This window comes from Flavobacterium sp. MDT1-60 (genome assembly GCF_014844035.1).
Lineage (GTDB): Bacteria > Bacteroidota > Bacteroidia > Flavobacteriales > Flavobacteriaceae > Flavobacterium.
Map to the genome: position 1 here is coordinate 2,539,914 of NZ_CP062159.1, position 19,592 is coordinate 2,559,505.

General features: G+C 33.5%; 12 protein-coding genes. 3 read left to right on the plus strand and 9 right to left on the minus strand.

Annotated elements, in window-relative coordinates:
• Positions 1–60: 60 nt before the first annotated feature.
• Together IHE43_RS10980 and ygiD are read left to right on the plus strand one after the other, a co-directional pair.
• Positions 61–1,485 carry an ATP-dependent RecD-like DNA helicase gene (locus IHE43_RS10980; RefSeq protein ID WP_192187966.1) on the plus strand — a complete coding sequence of 475 codons (1,425 nt, stop codon included), beginning with the start codon at positions 61–63 and terminating at the stop codon, positions 1,483–1,485.
• Positions 1,486–1,567: 82 nt separating this feature from the next.
• Positions 1,568–2,401: a 4,5-DOPA dioxygenase extradiol gene (gene ygiD / locus IHE43_RS10985; RefSeq protein WP_192187967.1), complete on the plus strand. Its 834-nt coding sequence runs from the start codon at positions 1,568–1,570 to the stop codon at positions 2,399–2,401.
• Here ygiD and IHE43_RS10990 read toward each other — a convergent pair.
• A complete protein-coding gene (locus tag IHE43_RS10990) occupies positions 2,385–3,035 on the minus strand; it encodes a 4'-phosphopantetheinyl transferase superfamily protein (protein ID WP_192187968.1) in 651 nt (216 codons plus the stop codon). The two genes, ygiD and IHE43_RS10990, sit on opposite strands and share 17 nt — an antisense overlap.
• Before the next feature lie 94 nt (positions 3,036–3,129).
• Positions 3,130–6,207: a non-ribosomal peptide synthetase gene (locus tag IHE43_RS10995; RefSeq protein WP_192187969.1), complete on the minus strand. Its 3,078-nt coding sequence runs from the start codon at positions 6,205–6,207 to the stop codon at positions 3,130–3,132.
• 296 nt (positions 6,208–6,503) lie between these two features.
• Here IHE43_RS10995 and kdsB point away from each other — a divergent pair, with 296 nt between their 5' ends.
• Entirely contained in the window at positions 6,504–7,238 is a 735-nt protein-coding gene (gene kdsB, locus IHE43_RS11000; protein WP_192187970.1) for a 3-deoxy-manno-octulosonate cytidylyltransferase, read from the plus strand.
• Positions 7,239–7,478: 240 nt separating this feature from the next.
• On the opposite strand, the gene IHE43_RS11005 is transcribed toward kdsB, so the two are convergent.
• From IHE43_RS11005 to IHE43_RS11035, 7 genes are all read right to left on the minus strand, one after another.
• Positions 7,479–9,890, minus strand: coding sequence for a thiamine pyrophosphate-dependent enzyme (locus IHE43_RS11005; protein ID WP_192187971.1), 2,412 nt, complete (start codon positions 9,888–9,890; stop codon positions 7,479–7,481).
• Between the two features lie 188 nt (positions 9,891–10,078).
• Positions 10,079–12,832: an aminopeptidase gene (locus IHE43_RS11010; protein ID WP_192188201.1), complete on the minus strand. Its 2,754-nt coding sequence runs from the start codon at positions 12,830–12,832 to the stop codon at positions 10,079–10,081.
• Positions 12,833–13,122: 290 nt separating this feature from the next.
• Positions 13,123–13,851 (minus strand): TIGR00730 family Rossman fold protein, encoded by a 729-nt coding sequence (locus IHE43_RS11015; protein ID WP_192187972.1) that lies wholly within the window; start codon positions 13,849–13,851, stop codon positions 13,123–13,125.
• A gap of 226 nt (positions 13,852–14,077) precedes the next feature.
• Positions 14,078–14,437 (minus strand): cupin domain-containing protein, encoded by a 360-nt coding sequence (locus IHE43_RS11020; protein WP_192187973.1) that lies wholly within the window; start codon positions 14,435–14,437, stop codon positions 14,078–14,080.
• Positions 14,438–14,637: 200 nt separating this feature from the next.
• Entirely contained in the window at positions 14,638–15,543 is a 906-nt protein-coding gene (locus tag IHE43_RS11025) for a hypothetical protein (RefSeq protein WP_192187974.1), read from the minus strand.
• A 101-nt stretch (positions 15,544–15,644) separates the two neighbouring features.
• Positions 15,645–18,476 (minus strand): excinuclease ABC subunit UvrA, encoded by a 2,832-nt coding sequence (gene uvrA / locus IHE43_RS11030; RefSeq protein ID WP_192187975.1) that lies wholly within the window; start codon positions 18,474–18,476, stop codon positions 15,645–15,647.
• Positions 18,477–18,577: 101 nt separating this feature from the next.
• Positions 18,578–19,531 (minus strand): Fic family protein, encoded by a 954-nt coding sequence (locus tag IHE43_RS11035; RefSeq protein ID WP_192187976.1) that lies wholly within the window; start codon positions 19,529–19,531, stop codon positions 18,578–18,580.
• Between the last annotated feature and the right edge of the window lie 61 nt (positions 19,532–19,592).

Here is a 19,592-nt window from a genome sequence, read left to right on the forward strand (position 1 = left end):
GAATTTTATAAATTGATATTGCCATTTAAAAAACCGTACTTTGTATTTCAATTTTACCTTATGAATTCAGCACTGTTTTACGGCGTTTTACAAAGAAAATTTCCTTTTGCACCTACTTATAAACAAGATATTTTTTTTCAAAAAATCGCCATTTTTTTAACCGAACCTGCTAATGATACCATTTTTGTATTGAAAGGATATGCGGGAACCGGAAAAACAACGGTGATTTCGACTATTGTAAATAATCTGGGGGAAATTAATAAGAAGTTTGTTTTGCTTGCACCAACAGGTCGTGCGGCAAAAGTAATTGCCAATTACTCGAATACGCCTGCTTTTACAATTCATAAAAAAATATATTTCCCTAAAAAATCATCTGGCGGAGGCGTGGCTTTTACCAAACAGGTCAACAAACATAAAAACACGATTTTTATTGTCGATGAGGCGTCGATGATTTCTGATAGTAATTCGGATTCGAAGCTGTACGATAATGGATCCCTTTTGGACGATTTGATTCAGTATGTTTATTCGGGAACCAATTGCAAAATGATTCTTTTGGGAGATACCGCCCAGTTGCCTCCGGTGAATCTAGATATTAGCCCTGCGCTTGATATTCAAACTTTGGGCATTCACTACGATAAGGAAGTTGAACATATCGAACTCGACGAAGTAATGCGTCAGGAAGAAAATTCCGGAATTTTATACAATGCGACTGAATTACGGGAATTACTAAAAGAAAGCTTTATTACGGAGTTTAAATTCAACGTTAAAAAGTTTAAAGATATCGTTCGTTTAACGGATGGTTATGATATTCAGGATGCGATAAATACTGCTTACAGCAATTATAGTATAGAAGATACGGCATTTATTGTGCGTTCTAATAAAAGGGCGAATCAATATAACGAACAGATTAGAACCCGAATTTTATTTAAGGAAAGCGAACTTTCAGTTGGCGATTTTTTGATGGTAGTGAAGAATAATTATTTCTGGTTAAAAGAAACCGATGAAGCCGGATTTATTGCCAACGGAGATATTATTGAAGTGTTGGAGATGTTCGGAATCAAAGAACTGTACGGTTTTACTTTTGCGAAAGTAAAAATCAGAATGGTCGATTATCCGGATCAAAAACCTTTTGAAACAGTTTTACTTTTGGACACGATTAAAAGTGAATCTCCGTCCTTAACATATGAAGAATCAAATCGTTTGTATGAGGAGGTGATGAAAGATTATGAAGATGAAAGTACAAAATATAAGAAATTCCAGAAAGTAAAAGAAAACGAGTATTTCAACGGATTACAAGTGAAATTCTCCTACGCCATAACCTGTCATAAATCGCAGGGAGGGCAGTGGGATACCGTTTTTATCGAACAGCCCTATTTACCAAACGGAATCGATCGTGATTATATCAGGTGGCTTTATACAGCGATGACACGTGCTAAAAATAAGTTATATTTGATAGGATTTAAAGACGAGAGTTTTATAGAGTAAAGTTTGCCACGAATTAGCACGAATTTATTTTGACAGTGCATTTGTGATAATTCGTGAAATCCGTGTTTAATTATATATTCAGATGACAACACTAAACGACTTACATTCGATTTCATCAACGTTTTCGAATACCGATAAAATGCCGGTTTTGTTTTTAGGACACGGCAGTCCGATGAATGCGATAGAAGAAAATCAGTTTGTGGCTGGTTTTCGTGATTTGGCCAAGACATTGCCACAGCCGAATGCAATTTTGTGTATTTCGGCACATTGGTTTACCAATGGAACGAAGGTTACTTCGATGCAAATGCCAAGAACCATTCATGATTTTGGAGGTTTTCCGCAGGCACTTTTTGATGTGCAATATCCTGCAAAAGGAAGTCCCGAATTGGCTATTGAAACTAAAAAGATATTAGAACCGGTTCATGTCGATTTAGACGAACATTGGGGGCTAGATCATGGGGCATGGAGCGTTATCAAACACTTATACCCGGAAGCAAATGTGCCGGTAATTCAGTTAAGTATTGATTACACGAAATCCGGTCAATATCATTTTGAACTGGCGCAAAAACTGCAATCACTTCGTCATAAAGGTGTTTTAATTATTGGAAGTGGAAACATTGTTCACAATTTACGTTTGGTTGATTTCAGGAATTTTGATAAAGATAATTACGGTTTTGATTGGGCAATTGAAGCCAGAGAAACCATCAATAATTATTTGTTGGATGGAAATTTTCAGCCTCTAATGGATTATGAAAAAATGAATAAAGCAGTTCAATTGGCAATACCAACTCCGGATCATTATTTGCCTTTGTTGTATACTTTAGGTTTAAAAGAAAAGTCAGAAGAATTAAGTTTGTTTAATGATAAATTGCTGGCTGGTTCGTTGAGCATGACTTCGGTTAAGATTTTTTCATGATGCTTATTTTGGAAAGAAAGGTATCAATTATAGGTTTCTTACTCGCTATATTGCATTTGTAGTTTTCATCAATTTTAATTTCTTTATAGTAAAACTGAGTAGTATTAATTGTTGTTGTATTCTGTAAAATCTCAAAAGACGCAAAATCTACTGTTTGGCCGTATCCATAAGCTTTTACGATAGCTTCTTTTTTTGTCCAATAATCATAAAATGCTACTTGGGGGGTTTCAGAAGAAATGATTTTTAACCATTCATTAGGGGGCATTTGCGATTCGAAATTATAAATATTTATGGGGATTATTTTTTCAATATCAATACCAATTTCAGAATCGACTGTTATTGTACAAACGACAATTTCTTCTGAATGAGAAATGCTGAAATGAATTGGATTTGTTTTAAAATAAGGTTTTCCATACTCATTATAAAGTATGTTCTTTTTATTAAGTTCGATATTGAAAACTTCTTTAATACTTCGAAATAATAGTATTCTCCCCAAAATAGACAATTGCGCGTCTTGCCATTTTCTAAATTTGTTTATTTTAGTAATGAAATCAATCGGGAATTTTGGAAGTTCATTTTTTAATAAACTTTCGTGGTTTTCTTCACATAAATAAGAGTAGCAGATATAAATCAAAATGGTATTGATATTAAAATTTGTTAGATAAAGAATTATAGAAATAATAAAAGGGATAACATGATTTTATGTTATCCCTTTTATTATAGCAATTTTAATCTTTAAAAATCCCCATAAATTTTAAGTAAGGAGTCATTAAATTTTTATCAAAAATCGGTGGTGTCAGATTAGTATCTGCCAGAAATTGCCTGGTGTTGCTTCTATCATAATAATAGGTGTTTTCATAAGCTTCTACTAATGATTTCCCTTCGTGTACATCTTCTGTAAACAAGCTGAGTAAAGGATAAATAGGCAAATTGGTATCATGTTTCCATTGACTAAGCCATTGATGATATTCCATTCCTTCTAAATTTGTACTGTAATACTCATTCATTTTAGAACAAAAATCAGTTAGAGAAACATCGTTTTCTGCCAAAGGAGAAAGATGAAAATTAAGACCAACAGCTTCTTTCTTTTTACTAATATGCATAATCGCCTTACACATATAATCTACTGTGGTTAATTCATCTTTTAGTCCCATAACGAGTGGGAATGATCTAAGCTTCACACAGCTTCTAATTAATGCGCCCCACCATTGATTCATAACTGTAGCGCCGGAAGTACTATGGCAAACGGCAAAACCCAGTCTGAAATTTATGATTGGAAGCCCTTTCATTTTAGCTTTTTCAGCAATACTTTCCATTACCCATTTGCTTTTTATATAACCTAAATCGCGAGACACTGCATCCATATTTTGATCTATAGCATCATCTTCATACATCCACGTTTTTTTTGTAAATGGTCTTCCCCAGCTAAAAACGCCCATTGAAGACAACAATACGAGATATTTTATCTTTTTGTTTACAGCAAGAGCAATAACATTATGCAAGCCATCAATATTTGATTTTTTTATTAACGGATACGGTTGCACATAACTTACCGAGCTTCCGGAATGATAAATCACTTCAATATTTTCGGTAATAAAATTGTAATTTTCTGTATCCATACCAAAACGAGGTAATGACAAATCTCCAATTACAGCAGTAATTCGATTTTCATAATCAGACTGCCACGAAAGTTTAAATTTTTTAAAAGTTTTTTTAATTCGCTCTAATCCTTCTTCCGGAGTTGCGGCACGCACTAAACAATAAATTTTTGCTGTTGTCTGCTGCAAAAGTTCTTCTAATAAATGAGATCCCACAAAGCCTGTTACGCCAGTCAAAAAAATTGAATTTGGATTTTTTAAGACTATCGGATCAGGTAGGTCATTTACCGTAAAATCGATATGAAGTTCAGCATCTTTAACTAATTCGTTAACCATTTCTTCTGCTTTCTTTTTTTGAGAGACCTCTGTCTCCAGCATTCTTTTTTCAACCTCTTTTACAAAAGACGAAATGGTAGTAAAAATATAAAGCTCAGGAAGGCTGATACGATTTCGTACCGGTTCAGGAAGTTTTGTATGAAGTTGAGCCAGTAGTAAAGAGTGACCTCCTAATTCAAAAAAATCTTCATGCTCTTCTACAGCCTCGACTGATAATAAATCTTTCCAGATGTGTTTTACAATTTCCGAGAGATTATCTTCTTTCCATTTTGGAGTGCTATTATTTTTTATTTGGTTATCAGGAATTTTGAGGATAGATTTATCGATTTTTCCTGTGTGTGTTATTGGCATTTTTTCTACTATCACATACTTATCGGGCAACATGTACGTGGGCATAACCTGCTGTAGTTTTGCTCTTATATTTTGTAATGATTTTATCTCATCATCATTTGTTTTATTCAACTGAACAAAAGCAACTAAGGCAGGTAGTCCATTTTCTTTTTTGTGAACTTTTAATGCCGCATTCGAAATTTGAGGCAGTTTCGAAATATTGTGTTCAATTTCAGCTAGTTCAATTCTATATCCTCTTATTTTGACCTGATCGTCTTTTCGGCCAAAGAATTCTAAATTGCCATCTTCTCTTAATAAAACCATATCTCCGGTTTTATAGAGTGTTTTTTTTAAATTACTTTGTTCTAAAAGCCATTCTGGAGTTTTTATGAACGCTTTTTTAGTGTCCTCGGGACGATTTAAATATCCTAAAGCTAATTGATCACCACCAATATAAAGTTCTCCTACGGTACCTTCGATTACAGGTTTTAAATTTTCATCTAATAGCAATAAACTAGTAAACGGCATTACAGCTCCTATAATTCTTGGATTTACTTCGGTCTTGAATTCATAATTGGTGACTGCTACTGTAGCTTCTGTAGGTCCGTAACTATTAATTAATCGAATTTTTTTATACCAATTTTTTACAGTGTTCTCACTACAGGCTTCACCGCCAATTGCTATAGTTTTAAGGTTTCCAATTGGTCTGTTGTGTGGCAGCGAAGCTAAAACCATAGGAGGTAATAAAGGAATAGTGTCAATATTGTTATTGATAATGAAATCTAAAAGCGGTTCTCCAACAATTTTATTATTTGGATATAAATAAATTGTTGCACCTTTTATTAAAGGTGTCCAAATATCTATTACCGCCGCATCAAAACTGGGAGAGGCAAATTGAAGTGTTATGCTTTCATTCGATAAGCCCAGAATATCAGCCTGATATTGTACAAAATTTGAGAACGACTGATGGCCGATAATTACTCCTTTTGGGATTCCTGTACTTCCTGAAGTATAAATTATATAGGCAGGATTGTTGGGTGTAATAGGGATTGGAAGGGTTTCAACTGATAATTCTAAAAAGGATTTATCTTCAAACAATAAGTTTATTGGTACACATATATTTTCGTAGCTCTTTATTTTATCTGGAAAAGAATCTACTGTCAGCATTAAATCAATTTCTGAATCAGAAATCATCATTTCTATTCGGGCCTGAGGCAGATCACCGTCAATAGGCAAATACGCAGCTCCTGTTTTTAAAATAGCCAAAAAAGCAATTATACGATTTGCTGACTGCGGAATACAAACTCCAACTTTACTGCTCGTTTTGATGCCCCTGCTCTGTAAAAAATGTGCTAACTGATTTGCTTTTTCATTAAGATTTTGATAAGTAATCTTTTTTGAATGATCAATTAAAGCATTTTTTTTAGGATAACGCTCTGCAATTTGTTCTATCAGTTTTACAACATTTGCAGTATCATTTTGTGATTCATTTTTTAAAGAATCACTAGTTTCTGCATTCTTAATTTTAAATTCTTCTTTCATGGCTTCTGAAATTTAAGTGAGAATTATATTTTTGTAAAAATCTTAATAACAATTGATTACGAAATATTTGTATTTAAAATCATACAAAACTAATTAAAAAAAATCTTACAATTTGTAATTAAACTGATAAGTTTTGAATATCAAATTGTAATTTTTTTAATGTTTATAAAAATAGCTGTGGAAGCGTGGAGAAATGTGACCAATTCATTTAATTAGGGAAATCTATTGATAAAGTAATTTCTTTTAAACTTGAATCTGAATAGTTACATTTGTTTACGTTTAAAATAAATTCCAAAATGAAAATAATAGCTGTAATTCCGGCACGATATGCTTCAACACGTTTTCCTGCTAAACTGATGCAGGATCTTGGCGGTAAAACTGTAATTCTAAGAACTTACGAAGCTTCTGTTGCAACAAAATTGTTTGATGATGTATTTGTTGTAACCGACTCTGATTTAATCTTTAATGAGATTGTTTCTAATGGAGGGAAAGCCATCATGAGCATCAAAGAACACGAATCAGGAAGTGACCGAATTGCAGAAGCTGTTGGGAGTTTAGATGTTGATATTGTAGTAAATGTACAAGGTGATGAACCTTTTACTGAAGCGGGGCCTCTTGAACAGGTTTTGTCTGTATTTAAAAACGATGAAGATCGCAAAATTGATTTAGCTTCATTAATGCGTGAAATTACAGATGAAGACGAAATCAACAATCCAAATAATGTAAAAGTGGTGGTGGATCAATCGCAGTTTGCGTTGTATTTTTCACGTTCGGTTATTCCGTATCCAAGAGATGCAGCTGTTGGTGTGCGTTACTTTCAGCATATCGGAATTTATGCTTTTAGAAAACAAGCTTTATTGGATTTTTATAGCTTACCGATGAAATCTTTGGAAGCTTCTGAGAAGTTAGAGCAATTGAGATATTTAGAATTCGGAAAACGTATTAAAATGGTCGAAACGACTCATGTCGGAATCGGAATTGATACGGTTGAAGATTTAGAAAAAGCAAGAGCAATTTTGGGGTCGAAATAGTTTGATTGTTTTGAAAATGGCACGCGGATGACGCGGGTTTAAACGGTTTTTTTCAAAATAGTTGATATGCGCATGTTATGTCATTTCGACTGAGGAGAAATAACATCAGAAATTCCGCAAAGAAAATCGTCAATCTTTGTCGATCAACGCTTGTGATTTCTCCTTCGTCGAAATGACAAAAGAGCACAAAAAAAGCTCCAAATATTGGAGCTTTTTTATATCTAAAACCAAACTAAATCCTTAGTATAAATCAGGAAATTTAGAAGGATTAACCTCATGCATCATGCTGTACACTTTTTCAAAAATATCTTCAGCAGAAGGTTTTGAAAAATAATCACCATCAGTTCCGTAAGCCGGTCTGTGAGCTTTTGCAGCCAGAGTTTGCGGTTTACTGTCTAAATAAATATAAGCATCTTGTTCTTCCAAAATTTGTTGTAAAATAAACGCTGAAGCTCCACCAGGAACATCTTCGTCGATTACTAACAAACGATTTGTTTTAGCGATACTTTTTACAATGTCTTTATTGATATCGAATGGAAGTAATGACTGAATATCAATTACTTCACAATCTATTCCTAAATCTAATAATTCAGTTGCCGCTTGTTCTACTAATCTCAACGTTGAACCGTATGAAACTAAAGTAATATCTGAACCTTCTTTTAATGTTTCAACCACACCGATTGGCGTTTTGAATTCACCAAAATTCAAAGGTGTTTTTTCTTTTAAACGATATCCATTTAAACATTCAATTACTAAAGCTGGTTCATCAGTCTCTAAAAGAGCATTATAGAATCCTGCAGCCTGGGTCATGTTTCTTGGGACCAATACGTGGATTCCACGAATAGCGTTGATAATCATTCCCATTGGAGAACCAGAATGCCAGATACCTTCTAAACGGTGCCCACGGGTTCTGATAATTAATGGTGCTTTTTGTTTTCCAACAGTTCTATATTGTAATGTAGCCAAATCATCACTCATGATTTGAATCGCATATAGTAAATAATCTAAATATTGAATCTCAGCAATTGGGCGTAAACCTCTCAAAGCCATTCCGATTCCCTGACCTATAATGGTAGCTTCACGAATTCCGACATCGGCAACACGAAGTTCTCCGTATTTTTCCTGCATGCCTTCTAAACCTTGGTTTACATCACCAATGTTTCCAACATCTTCACCAAAAATCAATGTTTCAGGATATTTGGTAAACAAAGCGTCAAAGTTATCACGAAGAATCATTCGGCCATCTGAATCCGGTTTTGCATTATCTGCATATTCAGGAAGTACTTTTTTTACTGACGAAACATTTAATTCTGAATCAGAATGCAAATGGCTGCTGAATCTTGGTTGTGTTTTTGAAATGTAATCCGTAATCCAGTTAGATAATAAAACTTTACTGTTTGGGACTTCAACAAAACGCAATATTTTGCGCGCTATAACCAACATTTCCTTTTTTAAAGGTGATTTAATAGCGCTTAATTCTGAAATATATTTTCTAATTCTTTCTTTATGATTGATGCTTGCTTCTGCAATTTGCTCCAATAAAGCCAAAAGATTTTTTTGATCTTCAATAATTGGGTTGATGAAAGAGTTCCAGGCTTCTTTTTTAGCTTCCAGGACTTCTTTTTTCAATTCAAAATCAATTTCTGACAGTTCTTCAGGAGATGCAATATTGATCGCAATCATCCATAAACGCATCTGACGAATACAATCGAAATCTCTTTCCCAGGCCAGTCTGTCTCCATTTTTATAACGTTCGTGAGAACCAGAAGTCGAATGTCCTTGTGGTTGTGTTAACTCATTAACGTGAATTAAAACAGGAATATGTTCTTCGCGGGCAATAGCACCGGCACGTTCGTAAGTCGAAACCAGCTCAGCATAATCCCAGCCTTTAACTCTAAAAATTTCATAACCTTTAGAATCTTCGTCGCGTTGGTATCCTTTTAGAATTTCAGAGATATTTTCTTTGGTAGTTTGATGTTTTGCATGAACCGAAATTCCGTATTCATCATCCCAAACACTCATAACCATCGGAACTTGTAAAACTCCTGCGGCGTTTATTGTTTCAAAAAACAAGCCTTCAGAAGTACTTGCATTACCAATGGTTCCCCAAGCCACTTCGTTTCCATCTACAGAGAATTTATCTTTGATGGTAATGCCATCAACATTTCTGTAAATTTTTGAAGCCTGAGCCAATCCCAATAATCTTGGCATTTGTCCGGCTGTAGGTGATATATCTGCGCTTGAATTTTTTTGTTTTGTTAAGTCTTTCCAGGATCCGTCTTCGTTTAAACTGTGCGTTACAAAGTGTCCGCCCATTTGTCTTCCGGCTGACATTGGATCAAAATCTAAATCGGTATGACCGTATAGACCTGCGAAAAATTGTTTTGGAGTCAGTTCGCCAATCGCCATCATAAAAGTCTGATCGCGGTAATATCCAGAACGGAAATCGCCATTTTTAAAGGCTTTTGCCATAGCAAGCTGTGGCACTTCTTTTCCGTCACCAAATATTCCAAATTTGGCTTTTCCTGTCAATACTTCTTTACGACCTAAAAGGCTACATTCACGGCTGGTTATTGCAATTCTGTAGTCGTTTAATACCTCAGTTTTGAAATCCTCAAATGTTAATGTAGTATTGTTTTTTTCTGTAATCATAATCTGGAATGGTCATGTTAAGACTGCGAAATTACTTAAAAACAATCAATAATCATAATTCTTTAAAATAAATATAATTTAATTATTTGTATTTAAAATCAAAAAACTACGTATTTTATTTATGTATTATGAATTAAAAAACACAATTTAATGAGAATTACATATGTTTTTGATTAAAATTTATTTAATTAAAGCCATTTTCGGGTAAAAAGATTGACTAATGTTTTAGGAGACAATGTTATAACAAATCTTATTTTTTCGTTATATTTCGTTTGGGTAATTTCCCATCCATTATTTGAATAAACAGGGAAATAAAGTTCAAAATAATCCGGAACTAAATTTAAGCGAACACCGCTGTCGTAAACAAAATCAGCACTTTGGTGTTTACTTTTCATAAAACCAATATCTCCATAAAGTTCAATCCAGTTCCATAAAGCATAACTGGCATTTAATGTTGACATCCACTGATTGGCGTAAGAAGGGGCAATTTTCGATTTAAAACCACCTTCTGCCATTACAAATTGCTGACTGAAAAATCCTGTACTTTCAGATCTTCCGTAAAAATTATAATCAAACATATAATCTGTTGGGCGGTCTAAGCCAAAACTGAAATAGTCCGAATTTGTTGTATTGTATAGGAAACTTCCAGCGTATAATCTCAAATTTAGTTTACGATTGTTTTCGAATAATCTTCTGTACTCAATTTCTGCAGCCACTTTTCCGAAATTTCCAGAAAATTGAACATCAGTCATAAAATTAAAATGATTGATTAATTCGGTTTTGGTATTTAAATATCGCGCATTAAAAACAGAATAATTAGGTGTTGAATTATCTGTAATGTACTCGGTTGCTTCACGATTTACAATAACCTGACGAAATAAGAAAAGTTGTTTTCTGTTGTCCCTGAAATTTTCCTCCCGAATTCTAAACTGAACCATCGGATTCAATCTTAAATATGCGGCATCTGGCGCATAATGGTAATAATTTTGACTTAAAGAATATCGTACATTATATAAGGTGCTGTTGCGGTAATATTGATTCCACGCGAAGGCAGAAGATCCTGAAATTGTTTGGGCTTTTAGAGAATAGGCCGGATTTATGTCAAACGTAAACGGTTTGTCTAATATCGTTTTATTGTGAAAACGGATTCCAGGTGTAAATCCATCATAATAATTATAGGTAAGTGTTGGTATATATAAGATTTGGTTGTAATAGGGATCTTCCAGGTCTTTAGCAAAATTAAATTTGACTGGGCGATTCGTTATTACGACATTTTTTAACGATTTCCAGTTATTTCTTTGATTGTATTCCGGAACTTCATTATCATAATTAATGACAATTTTATCTGCATTTTTTCGCTCAAAGTTATAAATTGAATCATTGTTGTTTTTTGGTTCAATCCATGTTTTGAAAACGATTTCATTTTTTTTGATTCCATAAATCGGAATTGGAGCGTAAATACCGGTTTTGTTTTTTATCTGAAATTGAATGCTGTCTTTGGTTCGGGAAACAGTTGTGAATTTATAATCGATAATTTCACGGGAATCTATAATGGTTTCAAAAAACCAATTTATTTTTTTTGGACTGTTTTTAGTTAATATATCTTCGAAATCATATCGGTTTGTTTGTTCCTTTTTATTCAGATTATAAAATTCCTGAACGCTTTGAGGCACGATATTATGATTTAAATAATCGTCTAAATAACTCAAACTTAAACCGGCGCGATATTTACTGGCAATCTGTTCGTTGAATTTTATCAACGTATTTTTTGGGTCACCAAGCGGCTGATCGAGATTTTTTCGAGCCATCAGCATATAATAATAGCTGTATTGCTCGTTAAATGTCAGATTTGTAATATTGTAACTTTTAAAGAGTTTCAAGTCTGAAAGTCTTCCTAACATTTTTTGATCCAGATGATTTTCTTCCATGTATTTCATCATGGTATAAATCTGAACTCCGTCATAAACCCAATTGTCTCTTCGGGGATCTAAACGTAAACTCGTTTTTAAATAATTATTCAGATAGGTTTTTAAGAAAGTAATTTCAAAAATAAATTCATCCGAAAACGGACTAATAAATGACGGCAATTGATTCAGTCCATAAAACGGATTTCGATCATAATCAGCCTGAGAAACCGTGATTTTTTGATGCGGATATTTTCCAATAAATTCATTAGCAAAAGTAGCTACTCTGCTAATAACAATGGCTCTCTGAATTTCGTTGAGTTTCTTCGTTTTTAAATCTGAAATTACTTCTAAATCCCCAGTAATATAACTTTTAAAACTATTTTGCTTTTCAATAAATAAATTAAAATCAGTTCTGTTATTTCCGGAAAACAAATAAGAGCTAAAAGCTGAATTTGAAACATCTTTCGAAACAGAATTCAAATCGGTCGTAACAGAATAGTTATTCGGAATTTTTATTTCAACTTCATAATCTGAACTCGCATTAGCAATATCGTCCAGATTGAAATTGTTGTTTTTGATAAACTTATGATTTTCAAATCGGGCAGGGGTTAAGAACCAGTTTTTGAGATTCATTCCGCCATTTTGATCAAAACCATAATGCGTAAATTTATCACTCGGAATCTTCGAAATATAAGTCAGATGCAAATCGATTTTCTCACCTGGATTTAATTTTCGATTCAGCTTTACAATAATAAAATCAGGGTTTTTATCGGTTCTTTCCCATTCCAAAGCCAAATTTTCTGAATCCGTAAGATTTAAAATAGTTGTATTTCCTCTTTCTTCTGGTTTTGCAACGTGAAAACCTCTGTAGAATTCATCTGAAAAACGTTTGGCCAACGGCGTATTTTTATCCGAAAATGCATTATTCCAATCATTCAAAACGATCGAAGTCAACGAATCGTTAGAAGTATTATAAAACGTAATATCCTGTTTTACATTCAGTGTTTTAAGTTCAAGGTTCACCGCCACTTCCATCTTAGACTGATGTTGTGCGTATTGTTTTATCGAATTGAATAAAACTAAAATGAAAAATATGATTTTATAAAATGATTTCAAGGATGGCTTAGAAATTAAGAGATATACTTAAGTTACGAGCTTAAAGTTGTTTTGGTTTTTTGTAAAAATAGCATAAAAAAAGCTGTTTTAAAAAACAGCTTTCAATTTTTATGTATTTAACCATATAAGTAATATAAGAAAATTTAGTTTTGCTTGGTTTTTACGCAAAGATTAAATGAACTTATATTACTTATATGGTGGAAAAAAAATTAGAAATTTGGACTTAAATCGTATTTCTTATAGAATTTATCGAGTACGTCGACTACTTCATCTTCAGTATCTACGATTTTAAATAAGTTCAAATCGTCCGGACTTACTGTTTTCATTTTTTCAACCAAAACCGTTTTTACCCAATCGATTAAGCCTGACCAGAATTCAACTCCAACCAGAATAATTGGGAATTTTCCAATTTTCTTCGTCTGAATCAAAGTAATCGCTTCAAACATTTCGTCTAAAGTTCCAAAACCTCCAGGCATAACTACAAATCCCTGAGAATATTTTACAAACATTACTTTTCTAACGAAGAAATAATCAAAATTCAGGTTTTTATCGTGATCGATATAAGGGTTAAAATGCTGTTCAAAAGGCAATTCGATATTCAAACCAACGGAAGTTCCGCCACCTAAATGTGCACCTTTATTTCCAGCTTCCATAATTCCGGGACCACCGCCCGTAATCACGCCATAACCGGCTTTACTAATTTTATAAGCAATTTTTTCGGCAAGTAAATAGTATTTATCGTCTGGTTTTGTTCTCGCAGATCCAAAAATCGAAACACATGGACCAATACGCCCCATACTTTCGTAACCGTTTACAAACTCGGCCATGATTTTAAAAATCGCCCAGCTGTCATTGGTTCTAATTTCGTTCCACGTTTTTTGTTTCAAACGATCCTGAATTACTTTATCCTCATCATTGTCAAAATCTTCTAATCTCATTTTTGGTATATTATAATTTATATTTTTATTTCTAGCTGTGTCGTTTTAATTATTGTCATCCTGAGCATAGTCAAAGGAGGAGCTGTTTACTTCGTCAGTCGCTATCGCTCGTGTCCTGCTGTCTGCTATATCTTTTGTGTCCGCCGCGGCGGACACAAAAGGATGCCTCCCGACACTTCGGGGCCATCAGGGCTAGGGCAGTCGTTTTCAAAAGAAAAATCCTTTACTAATAGGTTTGTTCTTCAATTGATTTTGTAATATGACTTTTAACTTTTCCGGTATGTTCTGTGGTTTTAGATTCTATAAGCATTATCAGACATTCCTCAACAGATGAAACCCTGTGATTGATTCCTTTTTTTACAACGAATAATTCACCTTTTTTCATAAGGAAAGAGGGTTCGTTTTCAATTTCCATTAAAAGTTCACCATCAACAATATAAAATAATTCGTCTTCATTTTCGTGATTATGCCACGGTATTTCCTGACCTTTTATTTTAGCCACTTTAATATATTGATCATTTACTTCATCAATTATTTTAGGCGAAAAATATTGGTCTACGTTACTGAACTTATCTTTTAGATTCATAATTTTTATATTAGTCTTTGCCGAAGTCAAAAATTTTTTCAAAAACGGCTAGCTAAATTAAGTCTTTTTTTGAGAATTGTTACAGAAAACATGAATTATAATCTAAAAGTAATATAGAAATAATAGTAGATTTTATTATGCTAATTCATAATCAGGTAATTAAAATAAAAAAAGATTGGAAGAGATAATAAAATATAGGTTTATTTTATATTTACAATTGTTATTGTTCGATAAGTGTCGCAATATGTGTTTTTAGGTTTATCATTTCTTTTTCCTGGAATTTCTACCTGATCAAATGACTCAATTAAACGGTCAATTTCATCTTTTATAACTTTATTTGGAGCTATAGAATTTACACCAGTAATTTTTCCATCAGTATTAATTAAGAAACGCGGTCTAATAATTATTTCGCCTCTTAGGTTCTGATTGTTAATGTTTTTTAGTGAAATATTTTCTAAAATATATTGATATAATTTGGCGTAAAGACAATTATTTAGTTCCCAATTTACCTTCGCATTTTCACAGCCTTTTATAACCGGTAATTGATCGACAACAGGAAATGTACTTGCTTTTATGATGTTTTTTTTATCCTCTCTAGTAAACAATTGTATACTGATTTTTCCAAGTTTGTCATTTTCTTTCAGGGCTAATTTTTCTAATGGATATTTTTTAAAAACTTCGATAACTTTTCTATCTAATTCTTTATTTCCAGTATTGATATGAAAATTAGTTGCTTTGTTTTTTTTATTTATTTCAAAAGTTAATCGAATAGAATAATTAAATTTATTATTTGAAATATCCTTGAATAAATAAGAAGATTTAATTGTAGAAAAGTTAATCTTTTTTAGAAGTTCTGTTTCCAGATATATTTTAAAATAATCCGATAAAGGGCTATTTTCACTTGGTTGCGCTAAAGATTGAAATGTATTATTTTCATTAATATATTCGTTCTCAATTTCTTGTTTCGTAAAGTAGGGATTATCTGATTGTGTTGCCTGTATATCTTTAATTCGTTCATGAACTACTTTATTAAGACTGTCTTTTTGTGTTTGTGAGTAATTCGTTATTGAGAATAATATTAAAATAAACAATAAAATTGACTTCATATTATTTTATATTTTTAAGCTAAAATATAAAATTATTATTGTTAATTTTAAAATTGAATAAATCTTTGTCAAAGTTTAAAATTTTGACAAAGATGAAAAGGTTATTCCAGTTCCTTCTTCAAAAACTTAGCTGTATAGCTTTTTTTATTTTTCGCGACTTCTTCAGGAGTTCCTTTGGCAATTAATTGTCCACCGCCTTTTCCGCCTTCAGGACCAATATCGATAATATAATCGGCAAGTTTAATCACGTCCATATTATGTTCGATAACCAGAATTGTATTTCCTTTATCAACCAATTTATTGATCACATCCATTAAAACACGAATATCTTCAAAATGCAGTCCTGTAGTAGGTTCATCCAAAATATAAAACGTATTTCCGGTATCTTTTTTAGACAATTCTCCCGCCAGTTTGATACGCTGCGCTTCTCCACCCGAAAGTGTTGTACTTTGCTGACCAAGCGTGATATATCCTAAACCAACATCCTGAATTGTTTTTACTTTTCGGTAAATCTTCGGAATCATTTCAAAAAACGGAACGGCTTCATCAACCGTCATATTCAATACATCCGATATGGATTTTCCTTTGTATCGAATTTCCAAAGTTTCTCTGTTAAAACGTTTCCCTTGACAAGTTTCGCATTCTACATATACGTCTGGTAGAAAGTTCATTTCAATAGTTCTAACTCCAGAACCTTCACAGGTTTCACAACGTCCGCCTTTTACATTAAAACTAAAACGTCCGGCTTTATAACCACGAATCATACTTTCAGAAGTCATGGTGAACAAGTTTCGGATTTCCGTAAAAACCTCCGTATAAGTCGCCGGATTTGAACGTGGCGTTCTCCCAATCGGACTTTGGTCAATATCAATTACTTTGTCGATATGTTCTAAACCTTCTATTTTTTTATAAGGTTGTGGTTTTTTTACGCCATTAAAATAATAGGCATTCAAAATGGGGTAAAGTGTCTCGTTTATCAAAGTCGATTTTCCGCTTCCTGAAACTCCTGTCACGCATATCAATTGTCCTAAAGGTAATTCGATTGATACATTTTTCAGGTTGTTTCCAGTTGCTCCGCTTAGTTTTAAAAACTTTCCATTTCCTTTACGGCGTTCTTTCGGAATTTCCAGTTTCATTGTACCGTTCAAATATTGGGCGGTAATCGTGTTCGATTTTAAAGTTTCTTCCGGAGTACCAATACTGATGATTTCTCCACCATATTTCCCCGCTTTCGGACCAATATCAATTACATAATCGGCACGTTCGATCATATCTTTATCATGTTCTACGACTATAACTGAATTGCCAATATCACGTAATTGTTCCAAAGAATGAATTAGCTTTTCATTGTCTCTTTGGTGCAGACCAATACTCGGTTCATCCAAAATATATAAAACACCAACCAATTGCGAACCAATTTGAGTAGCCAGACGAATACGTTGTGCCTCCCCGCCGGAAAGTGATTTTGAACTTCGGCTTAAAGCCAAATAATTCAAACCCACATTCATCAAAAAGTTCAGACGATCTTTGATTTCTTTGACCACTTCAGAAGCAATCAAAAGTTGTTTGTCTGATAAATGATTATTTAAATCATGAAACCAGGTTGTTAAATCAGAGATATCCATATCACACAATTCGGTGATATTTTTCCCGTTTACTCTAAAAAACTGAGCTTCTTTTTTCAAACGTGAACCTTCACAAACAGGACAATTAACTTCGTCCATAAAATCTTTGGCCCAACGTTTTATCGTTGTCGAAGCGCTTTCGTCATATTGATTTTTGATGAAATGCGAAATTCCTTCAAAATCAATTTTATAGTCACGTGTAACACCTAAATCTTTTGAGTTTACAGTAAATTTATCTTTTCCGCCATGAAGAATCATATCCATCGCTTCCGCTGGAATTTTCTCAATCGGATCTGTAATTTTGAACCCGAATTTTTCTCCAATAACTTCTAATTGCTTGAAAATCCACGAAGATTTATATTCGCCAAGCGGAGCAAAGCCGCCTGATTTAATAGATAATTTAGGATTCGGAATAATCTTTTTAATATTGATTTCATGAACCGTTCCCAAACCATTGCAATGTGGGCAAGCTCCTTTTGGAGAGTTGAAAGAAAATAAATTCGGCTCCGGATTTTGATAGGATATTCCCGTTGTAGGGCACATTAAATTTCTGCTGAAATAACGTACTTCATTGGTGTCCTGATCTAAAATCATCAAAACATTTTCGCCATGATGCATCGCTGTATTGATACTTTCTGATAATCGTTTTTGATTATCTTCAGTATTTTCAATCAACATTCTGTCGACTACAATTTCAATATCGTGGGTTTTATAACGATCCAGTTTCATCCCTGAAACTAAATCCTGTACTTCACCATTTACGCGAACTTTTAAAAAACCTTGTTTGGTAATTTGCTGGAACAATTCGGCATAATGACCTTTTCTGGCTCTAATAATTGGAGCCAAAATATTAATGCGTTTTCCTGCAAAATCCTGCATGATCAAATCTTTAATTTGTTCATCAGAATAGGAAACCATTTTTTCGCCTGTGTTGTAACTGTAAGCGTCAGCGCCACGAGCGTATAAAAGTCGAAGGAAATCATATATTTCAGTAATAGTTCCTACAGTCGAACGCGGACTTTTACTGGTTGTTTTTTGTTCAATCGCAATTACAGGCGATAGTCCGTCGATTTTGTCAACATCCGGACGTTCTAAACCCCCAAGAAATTGTCTGGCATAAGCCGAAAAAGTCTCCACATAACGACGTTGTCCTTCAGCATAAATCGTATCAAACGCCAAAGATGATTTTCCCGAGCCAGACAAACCAGTTATAACAACCAGTTTTTCACGCGGAATAGAAATATCGATATTTTTTAGATTATGAACTCTTGCACCAAGAACTTCAATAGTATTGTCTTTTTCTAACATAATTTTGAGCAAAACGCAAAGTTACCACTTTGATTTATTCTTTTTATGCTAGAGTACAAAACTTTATGTTACAATTAGTAACAAAATAACGCTAACCTAAGTTAGCGTTTTCGTTTTCTGGTTGCCATATATTCTTCAATGGCTTCTTTTGTGGTATACCAATTTCGGCCTTCTTTATAAGCATCTATTTTGCCGGTTCTGGCCAATAAGCTTACATATTCGTGACCGTAAGGAGTTTCGGGCTCGCTTACAATATTTTGTATCGATTGATAATCATAAGTACTTCCCGGCATCGCGCTTAAATAAATATTAAGCGTGCGCTCCAAAGCCTGACACATCAAAAGGGTTAGTTTTTGATAATTGCCATTATTAGCCTGATTAAGTGCTTCGTAATATTTTTTACGATCATTTTTGAGAATAATAGCAGGCGGAAAACCACAGCGCATCAAAAGCAAATTCATACTCAAACGAACCGTACGGCCATTTCCATCAAAGAAAGGATGAATCCAGACTAATTTATGATGATAAATAGTTGCTAGTTCAATATCGTTTAAACCTAATGGATTCGTATTGATAAAATCAATTAATTCATCGAGATAATCTGAAACTTTATTAGCGTTTGGAGGCATAAAATTAGCTCCTGAAATTCGAACGCCACCATTGCGGATACGTCCTGCAAAATCATCTTCGATAGAACGTAATACCAACCCATGAAGTGAAAGAATATCAATGCTTCGAAGTTTGTAATTATCGTCTACAATGGAATATAAATAATCAATCGCTTTATCGTGATTGTGAGTTTCAAAATGTTCCCGAAGCGATTTTCCTTTAATCGTAATTCCTTCCTGGATTACCATTTGGGTTTCTCGCAAGCTCATAGTGTTTCCTTCGATACTATTCGAATTGTAAGTCCATTCTAAAGATAAACTCTCCCGGATTTTGTGCAAAGCTATATTAGGCAATGGTCTGCTGTTTTGCAAATCAAGCCTTTTTTGGTACAATCTATCGAAAGTTGATTGAAATTCAGTTCTATATGTTAAGTCTATATTCCACATTATAAAACAAAGGTACTTCTTAATATCGGATAAAACAAAATATTAATCTATCCGATATTAA